This window comes from Roseobacter sp. CCS2, from assembly GCF_000169435.1.
Lineage (GTDB): Bacteria > Pseudomonadota > Alphaproteobacteria > Rhodobacterales > Rhodobacteraceae > Yoonia.
The window spans coordinates 43366-62389 of sequence record NZ_AAYB01000004.1 but is presented as its reverse complement, the minus strand read 5'-3'; the positions used below and the strand labels follow the sequence as shown (position 1 = coordinate 62389).

Sequence of the window (19024 nt, the reverse complement as noted above, 5' to 3'; positions counted from 1 at the left end):
ATCTGATCTATGAAAGAGGTCTGATAAACGCGAGGTGAGTGCTATGGCGCAACCACAACCCACAGTGACCGAAGTTGATCCCGTCTGGCATCGTATATGCGAAGAGGCTGAGGCGGCCATTGCCGATGAGCCGCTAATGGGTGGCCTCATCCACGCAGGTGTCTTGCACCATAAGTCGTTTGAGGGCGCGCTAGCTTACCGGATTTCGATGAAACTGGCCTCGCCTGAAATGTCAGAACAGATTTTGCGCGAGATTGCAGATCAGGCTTATGTTGCGGCACCAGAATTGGTGGCGGCCGCCCGTGCCGATCTTGTGGCGATTTATGACCGTGATCCGGCGTGCCACCGTTTTATGCAACCGCTGATCTTTTTTAAGGGCTTCCAAGCTGTGCAGGCCTATCGCCTTGCGCATTGGCTGCTGAATAATGACCGTCGCGATCTGGCCTATTTCATCCAAATGCGCACAAGCGAGATGTTTGGCGTTGATATCCACCCGGCTGCGCGTATCGGGCAGGGCATTATGATTGACCATGCACATTCTATCGTGGTGGGCGAAACGGCTGTGGTGGGCGATAACGTCTCCATGCTGCACTCGGTGACGCTGGGTGGGACGGGCAAAGAGGATGATGATCGCCACCCCAAAATTGGCAATGGCGTGTTGATCGGCGCGGGCGCGAAGGTGCTTGGTAATATCAAAGTGGGTCATTGCAGCCGGATCGCAGCCGGGTCTGTGGTACTGGAAGAGGTGCCACCGATGAAGACCGTCGCGGGGGTGCCTGCCAAAATCGTCGGCGAGGCGGGGTGTTCGCAGCCGTCAATTTCAATGGATCAGATCCTGAAAACATCCAAATAGCAAAACGGCGGCTCAGGATTGAGCCGCCGTTTTTCATTTTTCGAACAGTCGCTTAAGCGAGCATTGTCATCGGGTTCTCAAGGTTGTCCTTGATCGCGTTCAGCAGGTTCGCACCCAGCGCCCCGTCAATCACACGGTGATCGACAGACAGCGTTGTCGACATCACCGTGCCCACTGTCAGCTCACCATCCGCGCCAACGATTGGCTTTTTGGTGCCTGCGCCGACCGCAAGGATCGCAGCATGTGGTGGGTTGATGATCGCATCAAAGTTGTCGATGCCGAACATGCCCAGATTTGAAATCGCAAAGCTGCCGCCCACATATTCATGTGGTGCCAGCTTGCGGTCACGGGCGCGCGTGGCAAGGTCTTTCATCTCGGCTGAAAGCGCAGACAGAGACTTCATCTCGGCATCTTTCAGAACCGGCGTGAAAAGACCGCCTTCGATGGCCACCGCAACAGCAACGTCTGATTTCTCAAACTTCAGCGTCCGGTCACCCGCCCAAACAGCGTTGGCTTCGGGCTCTTGCTGCAACGCCAGCGCACAAGCTTTGATGATAAAGTCATTGACCGACAGTTTCACGCCGCGCGTCTCTAACTGCTTGTTCAACTGGCTGCGGAACTTCAGCAGCGCATCAAGTTGAATATCGCGGCGCAGATAAAAGTGCGGCACCGATTGTTTGGCTTCGGTCAGGCGCGCGGCAATGGTCTTGCGCATCCCGTCAAGCTGCACCTCTTCAAAGGGGCGGTCTGCGTAGGTTTTCATGACAGCGTCTGTCGACGGCCCAGCCGCCATCGCTGGCGTTGCGGCGGCCTCAGGTTTCGCACTTGCAGTTGCGGGTTTTTCGCCCGGTTTCGCGTTTTCGACATCGGCCTTGATGATCCGGCCATGAGGACCGGACCCTTCGATATCGGCCAAATCAAGCCCCTTATCCGCCGCAATCCGGCGCGCCAATGGTGTCGCGAAGATACGTTTGCCATCAGCCCCTTTGCTTGATGCGGGTGCAGGTGTGGCGTCTGTTTCACCGCGTCCATAGCCTTGCTCTGGCGCAGTTTTATCGCTGGCCTTTGCCGGTGCGGCATTGGACGACGCATCGTCTGATTTTGCAGAGACATCGCCGATATCATCCGCGCTCTCGCCATCTTCCAGCAACACGGCGATGACATCGTTGACCTTCACGCCTTCGGTACCCTCGGCCACGACGATTTTGCCCATCACACCTTCGTCGACGGCTTCAAATTCCATTGTGGCTTTGTCGGTTTCAATCTCGGCCATAATGTCACCGGACGATACAGTATCGCCCTCTTTAACGTGCCATTTGGCAAGCGTGCCTTCCTCCATCGTCGGTGACAGGGCGGGCATCAGGATTTCTGTTGGCATTGCGCTGTCTCCTTACCGGTAGGTTACTTTTTTGCAGGCCTCGACGACTTCGTCGGCGGTCAGCAAAGCGTGTTTTTCAAGGTTCGCGGCGTAGGGCATTGGCACGTCCTTGCCTGTGCAGGTAATGACCGGGGCGTCCAGATAATCAAACGCCTCTTGCATGATCACACCGCTAATATAGCCACCGACGCTGCCTTGCGGCCAGCCTTCTTCGACGGTTACGCAGCGGTTTGTCTTGCGGACAGAGGCCAGAATGGTCTCCGTATCCATCGGACGCAAGGATCGCAGATTGATCACCTCGGCGTTGATCCCATCTTCGGCCAGCTTTTCAGCCGCGGCCAAGGCGTATGTCATGCCGATGCCAAAGCTGACGATTGTGACATCATCGCCTGCGCGTTCGATCTTGGCCTTGCCAAATGGAATGGTGAAGTCATCCATCACGGGCACATCGAACGACTTGCCATAAAGGATTTCATTCTCAAGAAAGATCACCGGATTGGGATCGCGGATCGCGGTCTTCATCAGACCCTTCGCATCCGCCGCAGAGTACGGCATCACGACCTTCAGGCCGGGGATCTGCATATACCACGCGGCATAATCCTGGCTGTGCTGCGCACCGACGCGCGCCGCCGCACCATTGGGGCCACGGAACACCATGGGCGCACCCATCTGACCGCCAGACATATAAAGCGTCTTGGCTGCTGAGTTGATAATGTGATCAATGGCTTGCATGGCGAAGTTGAACGTCATGAATTCGACGATAGGCTTGAGGCCACCAAAGGCGGCACCCACACCGATCCCGGCAAACCCATGCTCGGTTATTGGCGTATCAATCACGCGTTTTGCGCCAAATTCATCCAGCAAACCTTGAGAGATTTTGTAGGCGCCTTGGTATTCGGCGACCTCCTCGCCCATAAGGAACACATCCTCATCGCGGCGCATTTCTTCGGCCATCGCATCGCGCAACGCTTCACGCACTGTGGTCTGCTTGACCTCAACATCTTCGTCCCAATCGGGGGTCGCGTCAGGGGTTGGGGCCGGATCAGGATGCGACATTGCCGCAGCTGGGGCGGTTTCAGAGCTTTGCTCTTTATCCGCTGCAACAGGTTGCTGTGATTGTGATGTATCAACCTCTGCGCTGTCCACGTCTTCGCCTTCTTCCACAAGGATCGCGATGACGTCGTTCACTTTCACGCTTTCGGTGCCTTCCGCGATGACGATCTTGCCGATAATGCCTTCATCAACGGCTTCAAATTCCATCGTGGCCTTGTCGGTTTCAATCTCGGCCATGATGTCGCCGGATGAAACGGTGTCACCCTCTTTGACATGCCATTTGGCCAATGTGCCTTCTTCCATAGTGGGCGAGAGGGCGGGCATCAAAATTTCAGTTGCCATTCCTTAAGCCTCCTGCGGAATTTCGGTTGCGTAGATATCTGTCCAAAGCTCTTCCAAAGCAGGCTCCGGGCTTTCTTTTGAAAACTCTGCGGCCTCATTCACAATGGCTTTGATTTCCTTGTCGATGGCTTTGAGGTCATCATCGCTGGCGTGTTTGCCGGTTAGCAGCATGTCGCGGATCTGTTCAATTGGGTCACGCTCATCGCGCATTTTCTGCACTTCTTCGCGGGTGCGATATTTGGCCGGGTCGGACATGGAGTGACCACGATAACGGTATGTTTTCACTTCCAGAATATAGGGGCCCTTGCCTGCGCGGCAGTGGGCGACGGCGCGTTCGCCAGCCTCTTTCACAGCCAGAACGGACATGCCGTCCACTTCTTCGCCGGGAATACCATAAGCGGCCCCGCGTTCCCAAAGGGATGGTGATTTGGTCGAACGTTGTACCGATGTCCCCATCGCATATTGGTTGTTCTCAATCACAAAAACGACGGGCAGGTCCCAAAGTTCGGCCATGTTATAGGTTTCGTAAACCTGACCTTGGTTCGCGGCACCATCACCGAAATAGGTGAAAGTCACACGGTCATTGCCTTTGTATTTATCAGAAAACGCCAGCCCTGCACCCAGCGGCACCTGAGCGGCAACAATACCGTGCCCCCCATAGAAATGCTTCTCTTTCGAGAACATATGCATGGAACCGCCTTTACCTTTGGAAAAGCCACCTTCGCGGCCTGTCAGCTCTGCCATGATGCCTTTGGGGTCCATGCCGCAGGCCAACATATGGCCGTGGTCACGGTAGGATGTGACGCGCTTGTCGCCTTCATCCGCTGCGGCCTCAAGCCCCACAACAACGGCTTCTTGTCCGATGTAAAGATGGCAAAACCCACCAATCAGGCCCATGCCGTATAACTGACCCGCTTTTTCCTCAAATCGCCGGATCAACAGCATTTCACGGTAATGTCCCAGCAGTTCCTCGGCTGAGACGTTGGGTTTCGCGGCGGCCTTTTTGGGCGGCATGGGCTATCCTCCAGCGTGTTCGTATATAGTTTAGTATTAAACTATCTTCTAAACCATGCGTGGAAAAAATGCGAGAGTCAAAGTGACCTATCGTCAAGTGCCGCTGGAATAGCCGCGTTGCACAAAGTGACTAACTGTATTGGATCAGCGGATAACGATCTCATCCGCGCGGATCATGCCAAGCACATCGCGCGCCTGTTGATCAAGAAGGTCCAGATCAAGGAAGTTATCAGACAGACGGGTGGTCAGGTTTTCCATCCGCGCGACCTCGGTCTGCAACGCAGCAAGCTCAACAGCCAACGCATCACCTTCGGCTTTCACTTCAATCCGTTTAAACAGCCCATAATCGCCTTGCACTGCAGCGAACGTGAAATAAAGCCCCAGCATGATCATGCCAAGGAAATAGAACAAAGCGCCAAGTTGTGGACGGCTGCGTCGTGTCATAGGTCTGCCTCTAACGTCACCTCTGATGGGTGACTGAAACAACGATTCGCATATCACGCTGGAAAAGGGAATCCCTAAATGTGTGGACCGCCAATAAACATGCGAGGTAAGTTGCGCTGAAACGCAGGGGAATAAGTGATTTGCGCGATCAGGTCAGACAGCGATGTATGTGTGTTTTTGTCGCGCCGCTATTCTGCGCTCTGTTGGGCGGGCTTATCATCCCCGGCAGTTTATCTGCGCATGATGACGGTCAGTGGTTGCCCGACGATGATACCTATCCCGATTTTGAAAAAGAAATGCCGCGAAAGTGCTTTCTCAACATGGGTGTTGATGACGTGATAGAACATGTGCAGGTCACATGCGAAGAAATGGACGCCGCCAATCGTGATAAGCAGATGTGTATGATTATTGAACGCAAGGATGGGTATCGCATATACTGGCAAATTCCATGTAACCCTTAACCCTCAAACTTCACGACACCCCGGAATTACGCTTTTCCGCGATAAATCTCGACCAGTTTCCCCAGCATCGCCAGCGCATCATCGCGGTCACGCTGGAATGAATTCCGCCCGATGATCGACCCATTGCCGCCGCCGTCACGGATGGCGCGCGCGTCGTCGTAAACGGCGTCAGTTCCCTTGGCCGCACCGCCTGAGAAGACCATCAACCGGCGTCCGTCAAAGGCGCTTTGCACGCAGTGGCGCACGCGGGCCGCTTGGGTGGCGATATCGATCCCTTCGGCCTCGTAAACCTTCTTTGCCTCGGGCAAGCTCAGATGATCGGTGCTTAGTTTGATCTTGATGATATGCGCGCCCAGCAGGGCCGCAATCTGTGCCGCATAAGCGCCAATATCAATTGCTGTCTCGCCGTCTTTGTCCAGCGCTTCACCGCGGGGGTAGGACCAGATCACCGTCGCGATGCCTTTGGCGGCGGCTTCTTTGCGCATCTCGGCAATGTCGCCGAACATGTTCAGCGCAGCCGATGACCCGGGATAAACCGTAAAGCCGATTGCAGAACAACCAAGGCGCAGCGCATCATCAACAGAGGCCGTGATCGCCTGCGTTTTGGGTGCTTCATTCGGGATCAAAGAATTGGCCGAGTTTACTTTCAGGATCGTGGGGATCTGCCCTGCGAATGTGTCTGCGCCGGCCTCAAGCATACCCAATGGGGCCGCATAGGCGTTCAACCCGGCGTCAATCGCCAACTGATAATGGTAGTGCGGGTCATAGCCGGGGGCGTTGGGCGCAAAGGACCGGGCCGGTCCATGTTCAAACCCCTGATCGACCGGCAGGATGATCATCTTGCCGGTGCCACCCAGTTTCCCGTTCATCAGGATACCGGCCAGTTTGGCCTTTACTCCGGGGGTCTCACCCTCATAGTTGGCAAGGATTTTCTGAACAATTCTGGTCGTTTTCATGGCAGGCCCCTTTATGTTGTTACAGCAGCGATAGGCGGGCCTGCGCAGGGTTGCAAATGTGTTAGCGCAATCGGACGGGATGTTATCGCAAACACCGTGTTTTGCATGCCGCCAATACACTTCTCATGTTCAAAAATACCTCGGGGGAGGACCGCAGGGACGGGGGCAGCGCCCCAACAAGCGGTGTTACCGGGACAGGGCCGCAACGCCTGGCAATTCCTTGCCTTCCATCCACTCCAGAAACGCGCCACCGGCGGTCGAGATATAGGTAAAGTCATCCGCCGCGCCCGCCTGATTTAGGGCCGCAACCGTATCACCGCCACCGGCGACCGAGATAAGCTTGCCTGCCGTTGACAGCGCAGCGGCCTTCGCGGCGGCAGCATTTGTCGCGGCATCAAAAGGCGCAATTTCAAATGCACCCAATGGGCCGTTCCATACCAGCGTTTCCGCGTTGTCCAGAACACCGCTGATGTAGTCCACCGTCGCGGGCCCTGCATCAAGGATCATCGCATCGGCAGGGCAAGCATCGGGGGCCAGCGTTTCGCTGTCAGCACCGGCCTTGAACGCGCGCGCGACGACAATGTCGCGGGGCAGGATAATTTCACAGCCAGCGGCCTTGGCCTTGCCCAAAATCTCGCGGGCGGTCTCTGCCAGATCATGCTCGCAAAGCGATTTACCCACGTTGATGCCTTGGGCTGCCAAAAACGTGTTCGCCATCCCGCCGCCGATCACCAAATGATCAACCTTGCCCACCAAGTTTCCAAGCAGGTCCAGCTTGGTTGAAACCTTGGCACCACCGACAACAGCGACCACAGGGCGCTTTGGCGTCCCAAGTGCTTTGTCAAGCGCACTCAACTCCTCTGCCATCAAACGTCCCGCACAAGCGGGAAGCAGGCGGGCAATCGCCTCTGTACTTGCATGCGCGCGGTGCGCCGCAGAGAAAGCATCGTTGACATAGATATCACCAAGGCTGGCCAAACGTTTGGCAAAACCTGCGTCATTCTTTTCCTCGCCGGGATTGAAGCGCAGGTTTTCCAGCAAAAGAACCTCATCGCCTTCCATCTTGGCCACGGCGTCACCGTAGTCGGAATTCACCCATGTGACCGGCAGCCCCAGCACATCGGCGACCGCGGGGGCGATGTGTTCCAACGACATTTCTGGCACGACCTGACCTTTGGGGCGCCCGAAATGGGCCATCAAGATCACCTTGCCGCCCTTTTCCTGAATATCATCAACCGTTGGGATAATCCGCTCAATCCGGGTGGTGTCGGTCACAACACCGTCTTCGACCGGTACATTGATATCCACCCGCACCAACGCGCGTTTGCCCGCAAAGTCCATGTCGTCAAGTGTTTTCCAAGCCATCGGCGTGCTCCCATAAGGTTGATTTTAGCAAGGTGTTGCGGCAATCGGGCGCCCGCGTCAACCGGACCTGCTTGGCAATTGCATCAATGGGCCATATGTCAGGTGCGAACCACAGATTAAGGAGAGCCCGATGGCCGACATCAAAGACCCAGAGAACACCATCATCATGACACTCAAAGACGGTGACGTGATCATCGAATTGTTGCCTGATGTGGCACCGGCCCACGTGGCGCGGATGAAGGAACTCGCGCGCGCTGGCAAATACGACAACGTGTGTTTTCACCGGGTGATTGACGGCTTCATGGCGCAAACGGGCGATGTGGCCAACGGCAACATGGAAGACAATTTTAACATTGGGCGCGCTGGCACAGGTGGCTCTGATATGCCCGATGTCCCTGCCGAATTTTCTAAAATTCCGCATGCACGCGGGTCTATCGGCGCGGCGCGGTCGCAGAACCCCAACTCTGCCAACAGCCAGTTCTTTATCAACTTCAAGGACAACGACTTTCTGAACGGGCAGTACACTGTCTATGGTCAGGTTGTGTCTGGCATGGAACACGTTGATGCGATCACACGGGGCGAGCCGCCGATGAACCCTGACCGGATGATCAGCGTGAAAGTTGCCGCAGATGTATAAGTTTGCAGCAATTCTGGCGATTGCCGCGACACCGGCGCTCAGCGCGGGCCTTGAGATTGATCTTGAGGGTGAGGCCAACGGCACTATCGTCATCGACCTGTTCGAGGAAACGGCACCGCTGCACACAGCACAGATCACGGCCATTGCCGAGGCAGGCAACTATGATGGCGTCGTTTTCCACCGGGTGATTGAAGGCTTTATGGCCCAGACAGGTGATGTGCAAAATGGCGTGATGGGCATGGATTTGTCGCGGGCCGGCACCGGCGGGTCCGAGTTTGCGGATATTCCCGCGGAATTTTCGGATATCCCGTTTGAACGCGGCGTCGTCGGCATGGCACGGGCGCAAAACCCGGACTCGGCCAATAGCCAGTTCTTTATCATGTTCGAACCCGGTTATTTCCTGAACGGACAGTATACCGTGGTTGGCGAGGTCACTGAAGGTATGGAACTGGTCGATCAGATCAAACGCGGCACCGGTGCCAATGGTGCGGTGATCGGCCAGCCTGATATGATGGCCGCCGTCCGCGTGACAGAGTAACGAAAAACGCCAGCCCCCTCACATATCCGCGAGGGGGCTAGGCTGACCCGGCGCAATCGACCACTCTCTGACCGAATATTAAGGAGAGACCGATGCGCCTGATCCCCACCATCGCAGCCTTTTGCACTGCCGCCAGCATGTCTGTGGCAAGCCCGGAGTTTTGGTCTTTTGAATGGCCAAATACTGATTTTGAAACCAACACGGTCGACAGTTGGGTCGAAATTATGTCCGGCGGCCCGCCCAAAGACGGCATTCCGGCCATTGATGATCCAACCTTTCTTGCCGTCGCGGACAAACCCAATCTGGAACCACGCGAACCCGTTATCACGCTAGAGATCGCAGGCGAGGTGCCGCGCGCCTATCCGATCCGATATCTGACATGGCATGAGATCGTGAATGACGTGGTCGGGGGTATTCCGGTCGCCGTCACCTTCTGCCCGCTGTGCAATTCCGGGATCACCTTTGACCGCCGCGTCGCACAAGGCACGCTAAGCTTTGGTGTTTCTGGCAAGCTACGCAATTCGGATATGATCATGTATGACCGCGAAACCGAAAGCTGGTGGCAGCAAGCGATTGGTGAGGCGATTGTAGGTGACCTGACGGGCACCGAATTGGTCAGTCTGCCCAGTTGGATGGAAAGCTGGGAGGCGTTTTCGACACGTAATCCCGATGGGTTGGTGATGGCGCAGCCGCCGTTCAACCGCAATTACGGCGCCAACCCCTATGTGCGCTATGACAGCTCGAACCGTCCGTTTCTTTATTCCGGCGAAATGCCACCCCATGATATTCCCGCATTGGCCCGCGTGGTCCGTGCGGGTGATCGGGCCTGGCCGCTGACGCGATTGTCTGAAGAAAGGCAGCTGACTGAAGCGGGCGTAAGCTTTACATGGACGCAAGGACAAGCTTCGGCACTGGATTCAGCGCGTATCGGATCAGGCAAAGAAGTCGGCAATGTGCGTGTGCGTGATGCGGATGGTAACGATTTGCCCCATGACGTGATGTTTGCGTTTGCCTTTCACGCGTTCTGGCCGGATGGTGACTGGATGCTGGGCAATTAGCGGCTGTAGATGGCCAGAGGAATAATGCATCCGGCGAACGTTTTTTGCAGGTCTATCAAAAGTCAGGGGTTTTGCTTGACAGTTTGATGCTGCGCGCATGATCTGGCGGCAATGGAAAAGAAATCTCAGATTGATCTGTTCGGGGCCGTGGCCCTGACAGGTTTCGCCCTGCTACTCGCTTTCAATCAAGTTGTGATCAAGGTCACCAATGGGGGCTTGCAGCCGGTATTTTTTGCAGGGCTGCGGTCGGCAGGCGCGGTTTTATGTATTTGGTTATGGCTGCGTTGGCGCGGCATTCCTTTGCGCTTTGAAAAAGGCACGCGGCTGGCCGGTTTCACGATGGGATTGATTTTTGCGTTTGAGTTTTTGTGCCTTTTCACGGCGCTTGATCTGACAGCAGTCAGCCGCGCGAGCGTAATTTTTTATTCAATGCCCGTTTGGCTGGCGATCATGGCGCATTTTGTAATGCCCGATGACCGGGTGACACCGGTGAAAGCCTTGGGTCTTGGGCTGGCACTGCTTGGTGTCGCGCTTGCGATTTTGACCCGTGACGATGGGGAAGGCAGCTTTTGGGGTGATCTGGCAGCAGTGGGTGCAGCTGTGGGTTGGGCGCTGACGGCCTTGTTGGCCAAAGCATCATCACTGTCGCGGGTACGTCCAGAGATACAGTTGATGTGGCAGGTGGGTGTGTCCGCGCCTGTCCTGCTGATTGCGGCGTTCTTTTTCGGGCCATTTATTCGTGATCTGGAACCGATCCACTTTGTTGGGCTGCTGTTTCAGATTGTTGTCGTTGTCAGCGCGGGTTTCATCTTTTGGCTATGGCTTTTGTCGATCTATCCGGCCTCTGGTGTGGCCTCTTTCAGTTTTCTGTCGCCGGTTTTGGCAGTCGGGTTGGGCTGGCTCTTGCTGGGGGAAGAGATCGGACCAAATCTGATTGCCGCTCTGGTACTGGTGGCGTTGGGCATTTTGCTGATCAACAGACCGATTAGGTCCCGCAAAATGTCCGCGTAACCTGTTCATCTTTGCTTGGCGCACGTGCAAAGGGGGCGGTGTCGCCGGTCAAGGCGGCGTAGGGGGTGGTGATGGCTGCCAAAAGCGCGTGGAACGGGGCGTAGTCACCTTTGCGTCCAGCAACGATGGCTTCTTCTATGCGGTGATTGCGCGGGATGATCTGCGGGTTGGCTTGCGCCATGATGGATGCTGCATCATCTGATTTGCGCAAATGCCAGCGGTTTGCCCAGGCATCAAAGGCGTCGCGTTTGATGAATTGGTCCCGTGCGCTGGCACTACCCAGACTGGCGAAAGTATTGGTGAAATCTGCCCCGTCTTTCGTCATCAGATCCAAAAGATCGGTAATCAGGGTGCGGTCATCCTCTATCGGGTTTGCAAGCCCTAGCTTTGCGCCGAAGACCTTGAGCCACTCGGCCTCATAAATCCTTGGCATCCGGTGCACAGCGGCGGTGAAATCTTCAATCGCCGCCTCTCGGTCAGGCATCAATGGGATCAGTGAGGTCGCAAACTGCGCCATATTCCAAGCCCCGATTGCGGGCTGGTTGGCATAGGCATAGCGCCCGTACTGATCAATGGCGCTGAACACGCTGTCAGGGTGAAAGCCGTCGATGAAGGCGCAAGGCCCATAGTCGATTGTTTCACCGGCAATCGACACATTGTCGGTATTCATCACACCGTGGATGAACCCCAAACCCATCCATTTCGCGATCAGCTTGGCGTAGCGGGCAATGACCAGATCAAGCAGTTCTGCAGGACCGTTCGCCTGTGGATAGTGCCGCGCAATCACATGATCTGTCAGTGCGTGCAGCGCCATCATATCGCCGCGGCTGGCAAAGAACTGGAACGTGCCGACGCGGATATGGCTTTGCGCCACGCGGGCGATGACCGCGCCGGGAAGAACCTCTTCGCGGTAGACATCCTCACCCGTTGTCACAGCGGCCAGCGCGCGGGTTGTTGGCACGCCCATCGCATGCATCGCCTCGCTTACCAGATATTCGCGCATCACCGGACCCAGCCACGCGCGTCCGTCACCGCGACGCGAATAGGGGGTCGGGCCAGACCCTTTGAGTTGGATATCGCGGCGGATACCGTCAGTGCCAATGACCTCGCCCAGCAGCACCGCGCGCCCGTCGCCCAATTGCGGGTTCCAGTTGCCAAACTGATGACCCGCATAGACTTGGGCAAGGGGGGCCGCCCCATCGGGAATATGGTTTCCGGCAAATACCTGTGCCGCTTCGGGTGTCATCAGGTCCGCCGGATCAATGCCAAGGATCTTCGCCAAATCGACGTTCGCCACAATCATCTGCGGCGCTTTCACAGGCGTCGGCAATTGCGCCGTATACATCTGCGCTGGCAGTTGTGCGTAGGAATTTTCAAAAGGAATATGCATCTTCACAGCCGCGCCAGTCGTGCTGCAAGCAGCGCATAGAACCCAGACGCGTCGATATCTTTCATGAACATCGCATTGGCCGGACGGTCCGTCACACGCCACCAATCCGCGACGGTCATGCCAAGGGTCAGTTCGGCCTCGGTCTCAATTTCCACGTTGATGTGACGGCCTTCGAACAGTTGCGGTTCAATCAGATAGGCAATGGTGCAGGGGTCGTGCAGCGGCGCACCCTCTGATCCGTATTTCTCCATATCGAAGCGTTCGAAAAAATCGGTCCAGGCGGCGACCATGTCGCCCACTTTGGTGTGCATGGACCGGAAGGCGTCAATGCGGTTATGTGTCGTCAAGGCCTTGTGTGTGACATCCAAAGGCATCACCACCAGCGGGGCACCTGCGCCAAAGACGATCTTGGCCGCCTCTGGGTCCACATAGATGTTAAATTCTGCGGTCGGGGTGATATTGCCCACCTCAAAGTAAGCGCCGCCCATCAGAACAATCTCTTGCACACGGTTGATGATATCCGGTGCGCGCTCAAACGCCGTTGCGATATTGGTTAGTGGGCCAATGGGGCACAGCGTGACGGTGCCGCTGGGTTCGTGGCGCAATGTCTCAATAATGAAATCGACCGCGTGCTGGTCTTGCAATGGCATCGTCGGGTCGGCCATTTGCGGACCATCAAGACCGGTCTTGCCATGCACGTGTTCTGCTGTGACCAGCTTGCGTTTCATCGGGGTATCGCAGCCTGCAAACACGCGTGTGTCGGGCTTGCGTGCCAGTTCACACACAATCCGCGCGTTCTTTTCGGTCAGGGGGAGCGGGACATTGCCCGCGACCGCCGTAATCCCCAACACGTCAATATCTTCGGGCGAGGCAAGGGCAAGCAGGATCGCGACCGCGTCATCTTGGCCGGGGTCAGTGTCGATGATGATCTTGCGGGGGGCCATGCTTTTTGTCCTGTCTTGCTTGACCCCAACGTGGGCCGAAGGGCGGGCAGGGGCAAGGGGTCAGACGCGACCTTGTGCCTTTAGTCGCCGATAAAGTGGCACCGATGCTGGATCACCCAGCTCAAGCGCGAAGATATAGGCGTGAGTAAGGTAGAAGCAGGCGGCGTTGATATCACCAGTGCTGTCGGCCGCTTCGGTATAAAGGGCGATTAACGCGGTCTTGTCATCGCATGCATGCGCGTCAAGCAGGCGGTCGTGAAGCATCATCATGCGCGCGCGACGTGATCCGCGATCTTGCCAGCCACCCAGTCATGAAAACAGTGGGTCGGCCCGTCCATCGCGGGACTGAAACGACCGCCGTCGAAACCGGGTGCATAGCGGCCCTTTTGCATGCCTTCGACAACAAAGAGGTCTTCTTCGAAAATCCCGCGCCATTGGACAGTATTCTTGGCGCGTAAAGCATCGTCTGTCTGAGGGGTCGCATAATAAAGGTGAATATGTTCGCGTGTTTCTTCAAAGCTGACGGGTTCCAGCACAATGACAAAGGCATGATCGCGCTGCACGCCGACAAGCACATTGGGGTAGACGGTGATATATTCACCGCCTTCTGCCCATTTGTCATCGAGGTCAGCAAAATCGGGGAACACCGCACCATCGTCACCCTTTAACTGGCGATAGACATAGGTGCCCTGACCCGAAAACTTGCCCTTTTCATCAATGTTATAGTGATCCTCTAACCGGGAATAGCTGTTAAGGCCGGGGTGCACCCAAGGCAGGTGATAGCTTTCGCAATAGTTTTCGACCGCCAGCTTCCAGTTGGTTTTGACAGGCAGGACAAAGGTACTGTCAGCACCGCCATGATACATCGGCTGATCAAAATCAGACCACCGGGCAATCAGATCGGCGTGGACCTCCTCAAAAGGGTCTGCGTTGCCGTCGATATTGATGAACACGGTGTCGAACCAGATATGGCTGCGCACCTCGATCAAGCCTAGCAGGGATTTGTCGATAGCGTCATGGGTATTATGACCGGGACCGCCGACATGGGGTGTGCTGACCAGTTTGCCATCGGTGGAATAACACCACGAATGATAAGGGCAGCGGATCGCGCCTTCGATTTTCTTTGGCTCGGATACAAGGATCATGCCGCGATGGCGGCAAATATTCTGAAATACACGCACCCGCCCTTGGCGGTCGCGGACCAGTAGCAATGGCATGCCAAGAAATTCTATCGGTTTGGCATCGCCGGGTTCGGGCACATCGGCAGCCACGGCAAGGCCCGCCCAGTTGGCACAAAGCACCGCCTGCTTTTCGACGGCAAACACATCAGGGCTGATATAATGCGCGTTTGGCAGCCCGTTTGCGGTCTCGATCGGCTGACGCACTGCATCAAGGGTCTGCGCGGGAATGTCTTTGGCCATGATATACATCCTCTTGGTAGGAAAATCATGGCAGATCGGTCTATCTTGATGCCGTCTGGGCGCGACGGCGACTTTTCTCACAGCGACATCAAAAACCCGCAATGGGCCAAAGTTTGCCACTTGACGCCAAGGTCCTCGGCCCACATTTGCCAGTTAGGACGGCGGTGGGAAATCTCAGCGTGCTTTTGCGCATCACTGACGCAAAATTTGGCGCAAGAACGCCGCAAAACTTCTCTTTGCGGGGGAGCTATGGAAAGATCGCATGAGGACGTCCAATTGTTTCGGTGAAGGCAAAAATGTCTTCTTCATGTCCTAATAGGAGAAAAAAAATGACTCGTACACTTAAGCTGATCGCACCAATTGCAGTACTTTCCGCGCTGGCTGTTCCCAGCTTTGCCCAAGACGCCGCGATCGATATCAACGGCGACGGCATGTACAGCTATCCAGAGCTTCAGGCCGTAATGCCTGAGATGTCCGAGGATGACTTCACAGTTCTCGATACATCCGGCGATGGCCTGTTGGATGCGGACGAAATCGCAGTTGCAACAGAAGCTGGCCTGCTGCCGGCCTAATAAGTGGCGCGTGGCCCAGATCAGCCGCTGATCCGGGTCACCCACTGCGTCCCTCGCGTCACGCCCCAATCGGGCGCGGGGGATTGCGAAATGCGCGCTCAAACCTCCCTTTGGGCGGGCATTTTGTACTAGGCGACAGCGCCGCGCGACAGTGCCGCGACACCCGTGCGCGCAATCTCTTCCAGCCCCAAGGGCCGCATGAGTTCTGCGAAAGCATCAATTTTTTCGGGTGTGCCTGTGATCTCAAAAACAAATGATTCCAAGGTGCTATCGACCACACTTGCCCTAAAAATATCGGCCAGACGGATCGCTTCAATGCGATCATTGCCTGTGCCTGTGACTTTGAACAGCGCCAGTTCACGTTCCACGGACGGCCCTTCGACGGTCAGGTCGTTGACCTTATGCACATCCACGATGCGGCCCAGTTGCGCCTTGATCTGAACGATAATCTGCGGCGTACCAGATGTGACAATCGTGATGCGCGAACGGTGGCCCAGATGATCCACCTCTGCCACGGTCAGGCTGTCGATGTTGTACCCACGGCCAGCGAAAAGGCCGATGACGCGCGACAGCACGCCCGGTTCGTTTTCGACCAGAACGGCAAGTGTATGGCGCTCTTCTTTGTCAGAAAAGTTGGGGCGTAGATCATAGGCGGAGTGGCTGGTCGCGCCTTTTTTGATTTTGAGCGGTGACATGTGATGTCCCTTTATCTTGTAACTAAATCAGGTCAGCGGGGTAGTCGTTAGACCATCACCGCACCATCGGACTTGATCGCATTCGCCACATCCGCATTCTCACCCAGCAGCATTTCGTTATGTGGTTTGCCCGATGGGATCATCGGGAAGCAGTTTTCGTGCTTTTCCACCAGACAATCGAACAGGACGGGGCCGTCGTGGGTCAGCATTTCCATGATCGCATCGTCCAAATTGTCTGGATCGTCACAGATAATACCCTTTGCGCCAAACGCCTCGGCCAGTTTCACGAAATCAGGCAGCGATTCCGACCAGCTGCTGGAATAGCGTTCCCCATGCAACAGTTCCTGCCACTGGCGTACCATGCCCAGCCGTTCATTGTTCAGGATGAACTGTTTGACGGGCAGGCCGTATTGCATTGCCGTGCCCAGTTCCTGCATGTTCATCAGCCAAGATGCTTCACCGGCCACGTTGATCACCAGCGCATCAGGATGCCCCATTTGCACACCGATAGAGGCCGGAAAACCGTAACCCATGGTGCCCAGACCACCGGATGTCATCCAACGGTTCGGGTCTTCGAACCCCAGATATTGCGCCGCCCACATCTGGTGCTGGCCCACTTCGGTACAAATGTACCGGTCGTGTTTCTTGGTCAGCTCTTCCAGACGCGACAGGGCGTATTGCGGTTTGATCACCTTGCCCTTTTGCTCGAACGCCAGGCAGTCGACCTTCTTCCAGTCATTGATCTGGTGCCACCATTTCTGGACGTTCTCTTTGTCGGTCTTGCGCCCGCGGGCTTTCCAGACGTTCAGCAGGTCTTCCAACACATGCGCGACATCACCCAAAATCGGAATATCGACCTTGATCACCTTGTTGATGGAGGACGCATCAATATCAATATGCGCCTTGGTTGATCCGGGGCTGAACGCATCCAGACGCCCCGTGATCCGATCGTCAAAGCGCGCGCCGATGTTGATCATCAGATCGCAGTCGTGCATCGCCATGTTGGCCTCATAAAGACCATGCATGCCCAGCATACCCAGCCAGTTGTCGCCAGACGCCGGATAACAGCCCAGACCCATCAGCGTGGATGTGATCGGGAAACCTGTTGCGGCCACCAATTCGCGCAGCAACTGCGACGCGGCAGGGCCAGAATTGATGACACCGCCACCCGTATAGAACAAAGGCCGCTTGGCTTTTTCCATTGCCGCCGCCAGTTCGGTGATCATCTCCATGTCACCCTTTACTTGCGGGTTATAATGGGTCTCGACCTGACGTGCCTCTGTATATGTGCCGGTCGCGAACTGCACGTCCTTGGGAATGTCGATCACCACAGGGCCGGGGCGGCCGGATGTGGCGATGTGGAATGCTTCGTGCAGGACCGACGACAGTTTATCAGTCTCTTTCACCAGCCAGTTATGCTTGGTGCAAGGGCGTGTGATGCCAACCGTATCGCATTCCTGAAACGCATCTGATCCGATCATGAAAGTCGGCACCTGACCGGTCAGCACGACAATCGGAATGCTGTCCATCAGCGCATCGGTCAACCCGGTCACAGCGTTTGTTGCACCGGGGCCAGAGGTCACCAAAGCAACACCGGGTTTCCCAGTCGAGCGGGCATAACCTTCGGCGGCATGCACCGCCCCCTGTTCGTGGCGGACCAAGACATGCTTGATGCTGTTTTGCTGAAAAATCTCGTCATAGATCGGTAGGACGGCACCACCGGGGTATCCAAAGACTGTGTCCACGCCCTGATCAATCAGTGCCTGAACGACCATTTTTGCGCCCGTCATGGCTTTTGTCATTTGTCTCGCGTCCTATCGCCTATCTTTGCCGTAGTCATAAAAAAACCCCCGAAGTATCGGGGGCGCATGGGATCATTATGGTCTTACCGTTACCGGCCCATGCGCGCTTTTCTCACAATGAGTACGACGTGTGTCATTAGGTTTCCTTCTTATGCGGCGACATTAGTGCGCAGCTCAAGGGGGGTCAACAGCCGTAATGGAGAAAATGTCGCAAAAGAGCGGATTTTCGCAACTTTCTTTCCGGGGTCTATTTTGGGCCTGTCTTCAATGATCTGTTATTTGCATCGGGGCTTGATCTGGATGATGCAACAGTTAGGCAGGCGCCATGACAGTGACGCCTATGGGTTACCTCTTTTTTGCATCCATCCTTTTCGGGGTTCTGCTGATGGCTGGCGTCAGCCGTCGTTGGTCCAAGAATGGCAAGCCTATTGGGATCGGAACAAACCTGTTTTTCGGATTTGTCTTGGTGACGATGTCCACCCTGTTTTTTATGTTCGTGGCTATTGGTGCCCAGTCAATCCATCGCATGGTTGTCTCACCCAAGTATGAAGCAACAATTGTAGGGGTCAGTAGTGCGTGGGAAGAAACCCGTGGCAGCGATGGTTTCACGGAGCGTACTTTGATGCACACCCCAATGCTGCGGTTCACTGACAGCGCCGGGCGCGCAATCACGCAGAAAGGCGATATCAGAAGCGGTGCGGAACCTGTGATCGGGACCAAGGTCACCGTTGCTTATCAAGATGGCAGGCCGTTGCAGGTCATTTCACTTGCGTCAATTGGGCTTTATCTGGGGCTCGTCGTGATGCTGACGATCCTTGGTTATATCTTAACGCAGGTCTTGTTCTTTACACTGGGCCGCAAGTCCAAAAGGCTTGATCAATTCGGTGCCTTTTTACTGATGGATGTCTGTCTTGGCGGTGGCATGCTTTTTATGTTGGCGGCGATGATCTATGGGGTTTACTCGTATTTTCTACCCGGAAGCGACATGCCATTTGGCATTATGCTGTTGTGCGTATTCTTCAGTATCGTTCTTGCCTTTTCAATTTTTGCGATGTTCCGGCTGTCCAGAAATCCGAAGTAGGCGCACCAC

Annotated in this window: 20 protein-coding genes; 8 read left to right on the top strand and 12 right to left on the bottom strand. The window is 55.7% G+C overall.

What is annotated here, in order from left to right; translation table 11 throughout:
- Positions 1-43 precede the first annotated feature (43 nt).
- Complete coding sequence (gene cysE / locus RCCS2_RS13545) at positions 44-853, top strand: serine O-acetyltransferase (protein ID WP_008235164.1); 810 nt, start codon at positions 44-46, stop codon at positions 851-853.
- Positions 854-905: 52 nt separating this feature from the next.
- Here cysE and RCCS2_RS13540 read toward each other — a convergent pair whose 3' ends face one another.
- The 4 genes from RCCS2_RS13540 to RCCS2_RS13525 form a co-directional block, all read right to left on the bottom strand.
- Positions 906-2231 carry a pyruvate dehydrogenase complex dihydrolipoamide acetyltransferase gene (locus RCCS2_RS13540; protein ID WP_008235162.1) on the bottom strand — a complete coding sequence of 442 codons (1326 nt, stop codon included), beginning with the start codon at positions 2229-2231 and terminating at the stop codon, positions 906-908.
- A 12-nt stretch (positions 2232-2243) separates the two neighbouring features.
- On the bottom strand, positions 2244-3626 hold the full coding sequence (locus RCCS2_RS13535; protein ID WP_008235161.1) for a pyruvate dehydrogenase complex E1 component subunit beta: 1383 nt from the start codon (positions 3624-3626) through the stop codon (positions 2244-2246).
- 3 nt (positions 3627-3629) lie between these two features.
- Positions 3630-4640: a pyruvate dehydrogenase (acetyl-transferring) E1 component subunit alpha gene (gene pdhA, locus RCCS2_RS13530; protein WP_008235160.1), complete on the bottom strand. Its 1011-nt coding sequence runs from the start codon at positions 4638-4640 to the stop codon at positions 3630-3632.
- A gap of 144 nt (positions 4641-4784) precedes the next feature.
- Positions 4785-5084 carry an FtsB family cell division protein gene (locus tag RCCS2_RS13525; RefSeq protein ID WP_008235159.1) on the bottom strand — a complete coding sequence of 100 codons (300 nt, stop codon included), beginning with the start codon at positions 5082-5084 and terminating at the stop codon, positions 4785-4787.
- A 167-nt stretch (positions 5085-5251) separates the two neighbouring features.
- Here RCCS2_RS13525 and RCCS2_RS13520 point away from each other — a divergent pair, with 167 nt between their 5' ends.
- A complete protein-coding gene (locus tag RCCS2_RS13520) occupies positions 5252-5545 on the top strand; it encodes a hypothetical protein (protein WP_008235158.1) in 294 nt (97 codons plus the stop codon).
- A 26-nt stretch (positions 5546-5571) separates the two neighbouring features.
- Here RCCS2_RS13520 and RCCS2_RS13515 read toward each other — a convergent pair whose 3' ends face one another.
- The gene (locus RCCS2_RS13515; RefSeq protein WP_008235157.1) at positions 5572-6501 is read right to left on the bottom strand and encodes a class I fructose-bisphosphate aldolase; all 930 of its coding nucleotides are present in this window, start codon (positions 6499-6501) and stop codon (positions 5572-5574) included.
- Positions 6502-6687: 186 nt separating this feature from the next.
- A complete protein-coding gene (locus RCCS2_RS13510; RefSeq protein ID WP_008235156.1) occupies positions 6688-7866 on the bottom strand; it encodes a phosphoglycerate kinase in 1179 nt (392 codons plus the stop codon).
- A gap of 130 nt (positions 7867-7996) precedes the next feature.
- On the opposite strand from RCCS2_RS13510, the gene RCCS2_RS13505 reads away from it, so the two are divergent.
- The 4 genes from RCCS2_RS13505 to RCCS2_RS13490 all read left to right on the top strand — a co-directional run bounded on the left by RCCS2_RS13505 (position 7997) and on the right by RCCS2_RS13490 (position 11110).
- A complete protein-coding gene (locus tag RCCS2_RS13505) occupies positions 7997-8503 on the top strand; it encodes a peptidylprolyl isomerase (RefSeq protein ID WP_008235152.1) in 507 nt (168 codons plus the stop codon).
- The gene (locus tag RCCS2_RS13500) at positions 8496-9041 is read left to right on the top strand and encodes a peptidylprolyl isomerase (RefSeq protein ID WP_008235150.1); all 546 of its coding nucleotides are present in this window, start codon (positions 8496-8498) and stop codon (positions 9039-9041) included. Before RCCS2_RS13505 ends, RCCS2_RS13500 begins: the two co-directional genes overlap by 8 nt.
- 92 nt (positions 9042-9133) lie before the next feature.
- On the top strand, positions 9134-10099 hold the full coding sequence (locus tag RCCS2_RS13495; protein WP_008235146.1) for a DUF3179 domain-containing protein: 966 nt from the start codon (positions 9134-9136) through the stop codon (positions 10097-10099).
- A gap of 111 nt (positions 10100-10210) precedes the next feature.
- Complete coding sequence (locus RCCS2_RS13490) at positions 10211-11110, top strand: DMT family transporter (RefSeq protein ID WP_008235145.1); 900 nt, start codon at positions 10211-10213, stop codon at positions 11108-11110.
- Here RCCS2_RS13490 and RCCS2_RS13485 read toward each other — a convergent pair.
- From RCCS2_RS13485 to RCCS2_RS13470, 4 genes are read right to left on the bottom strand one after another with little or no spacing between them, the layout of a single operon-like run.
- The gene (locus tag RCCS2_RS13485) at positions 11085-12500 is read right to left on the bottom strand and encodes a protein adenylyltransferase SelO (protein WP_008235143.1); all 1416 of its coding nucleotides are present in this window, start codon (positions 12498-12500) and stop codon (positions 11085-11087) included. The genes RCCS2_RS13490 and RCCS2_RS13485 overlap by 26 nt on opposite strands.
- 2 nt (positions 12501-12502) lie before the next feature.
- Positions 12503-13444 (bottom strand): nucleoside hydrolase, encoded by a 942-nt coding sequence (locus RCCS2_RS13480; RefSeq protein WP_008235141.1) that lies wholly within the window; start codon positions 13442-13444, stop codon positions 12503-12505.
- 60 nt (positions 13445-13504) lie between these two features.
- Positions 13505-13714, bottom strand: a complete 210-nt coding sequence (locus tag RCCS2_RS13475) for a hypothetical protein (RefSeq protein WP_008235140.1) — start codon at positions 13712-13714, stop codon at positions 13505-13507.
- Positions 13711-14874, bottom strand: coding sequence for an aromatic ring-hydroxylating oxygenase subunit alpha (locus RCCS2_RS13470; RefSeq protein ID WP_008235138.1), 1164 nt, complete (start codon positions 14872-14874; stop codon positions 13711-13713). Before RCCS2_RS13470 ends, RCCS2_RS13475 begins: the two co-directional genes overlap by 4 nt.
- Positions 14875-15194: 320 nt before the next feature.
- On the opposite strand from RCCS2_RS13470, the gene RCCS2_RS13465 reads away from it, so the two are divergent.
- The gene (locus tag RCCS2_RS13465; RefSeq protein ID WP_008235136.1) at positions 15195-15437 is read left to right on the top strand and encodes a hypothetical protein; all 243 of its coding nucleotides are present in this window, start codon (positions 15195-15197) and stop codon (positions 15435-15437) included.
- Between the two features lie 128 nt (positions 15438-15565).
- Here RCCS2_RS13465 and ilvN read toward each other — a convergent pair whose 3' ends face one another.
- Positions 15566-16132: an acetolactate synthase small subunit gene (ilvN, locus tag RCCS2_RS13460; RefSeq protein WP_008235134.1), complete on the bottom strand. Its 567-nt coding sequence runs from the start codon at positions 16130-16132 to the stop codon at positions 15566-15568.
- A gap of 47 nt (positions 16133-16179) precedes the next feature.
- Positions 16180-17934 (bottom strand): acetolactate synthase 3 large subunit, encoded by a 1755-nt coding sequence (locus RCCS2_RS13455; RefSeq protein WP_008235132.1) that lies wholly within the window; start codon positions 17932-17934, stop codon positions 16180-16182.
- Between the two features lie 325 nt (positions 17935-18259).
- Here RCCS2_RS13455 and RCCS2_RS13450 point away from each other — a divergent pair, with 325 nt between their 5' ends.
- Positions 18260-19015 (top strand): DUF3592 domain-containing protein, encoded by a 756-nt coding sequence (locus tag RCCS2_RS13450; protein WP_008235130.1) that lies wholly within the window; start codon positions 18260-18262, stop codon positions 19013-19015.
- Positions 19016-19024 lie beyond the last annotated feature (9 nt).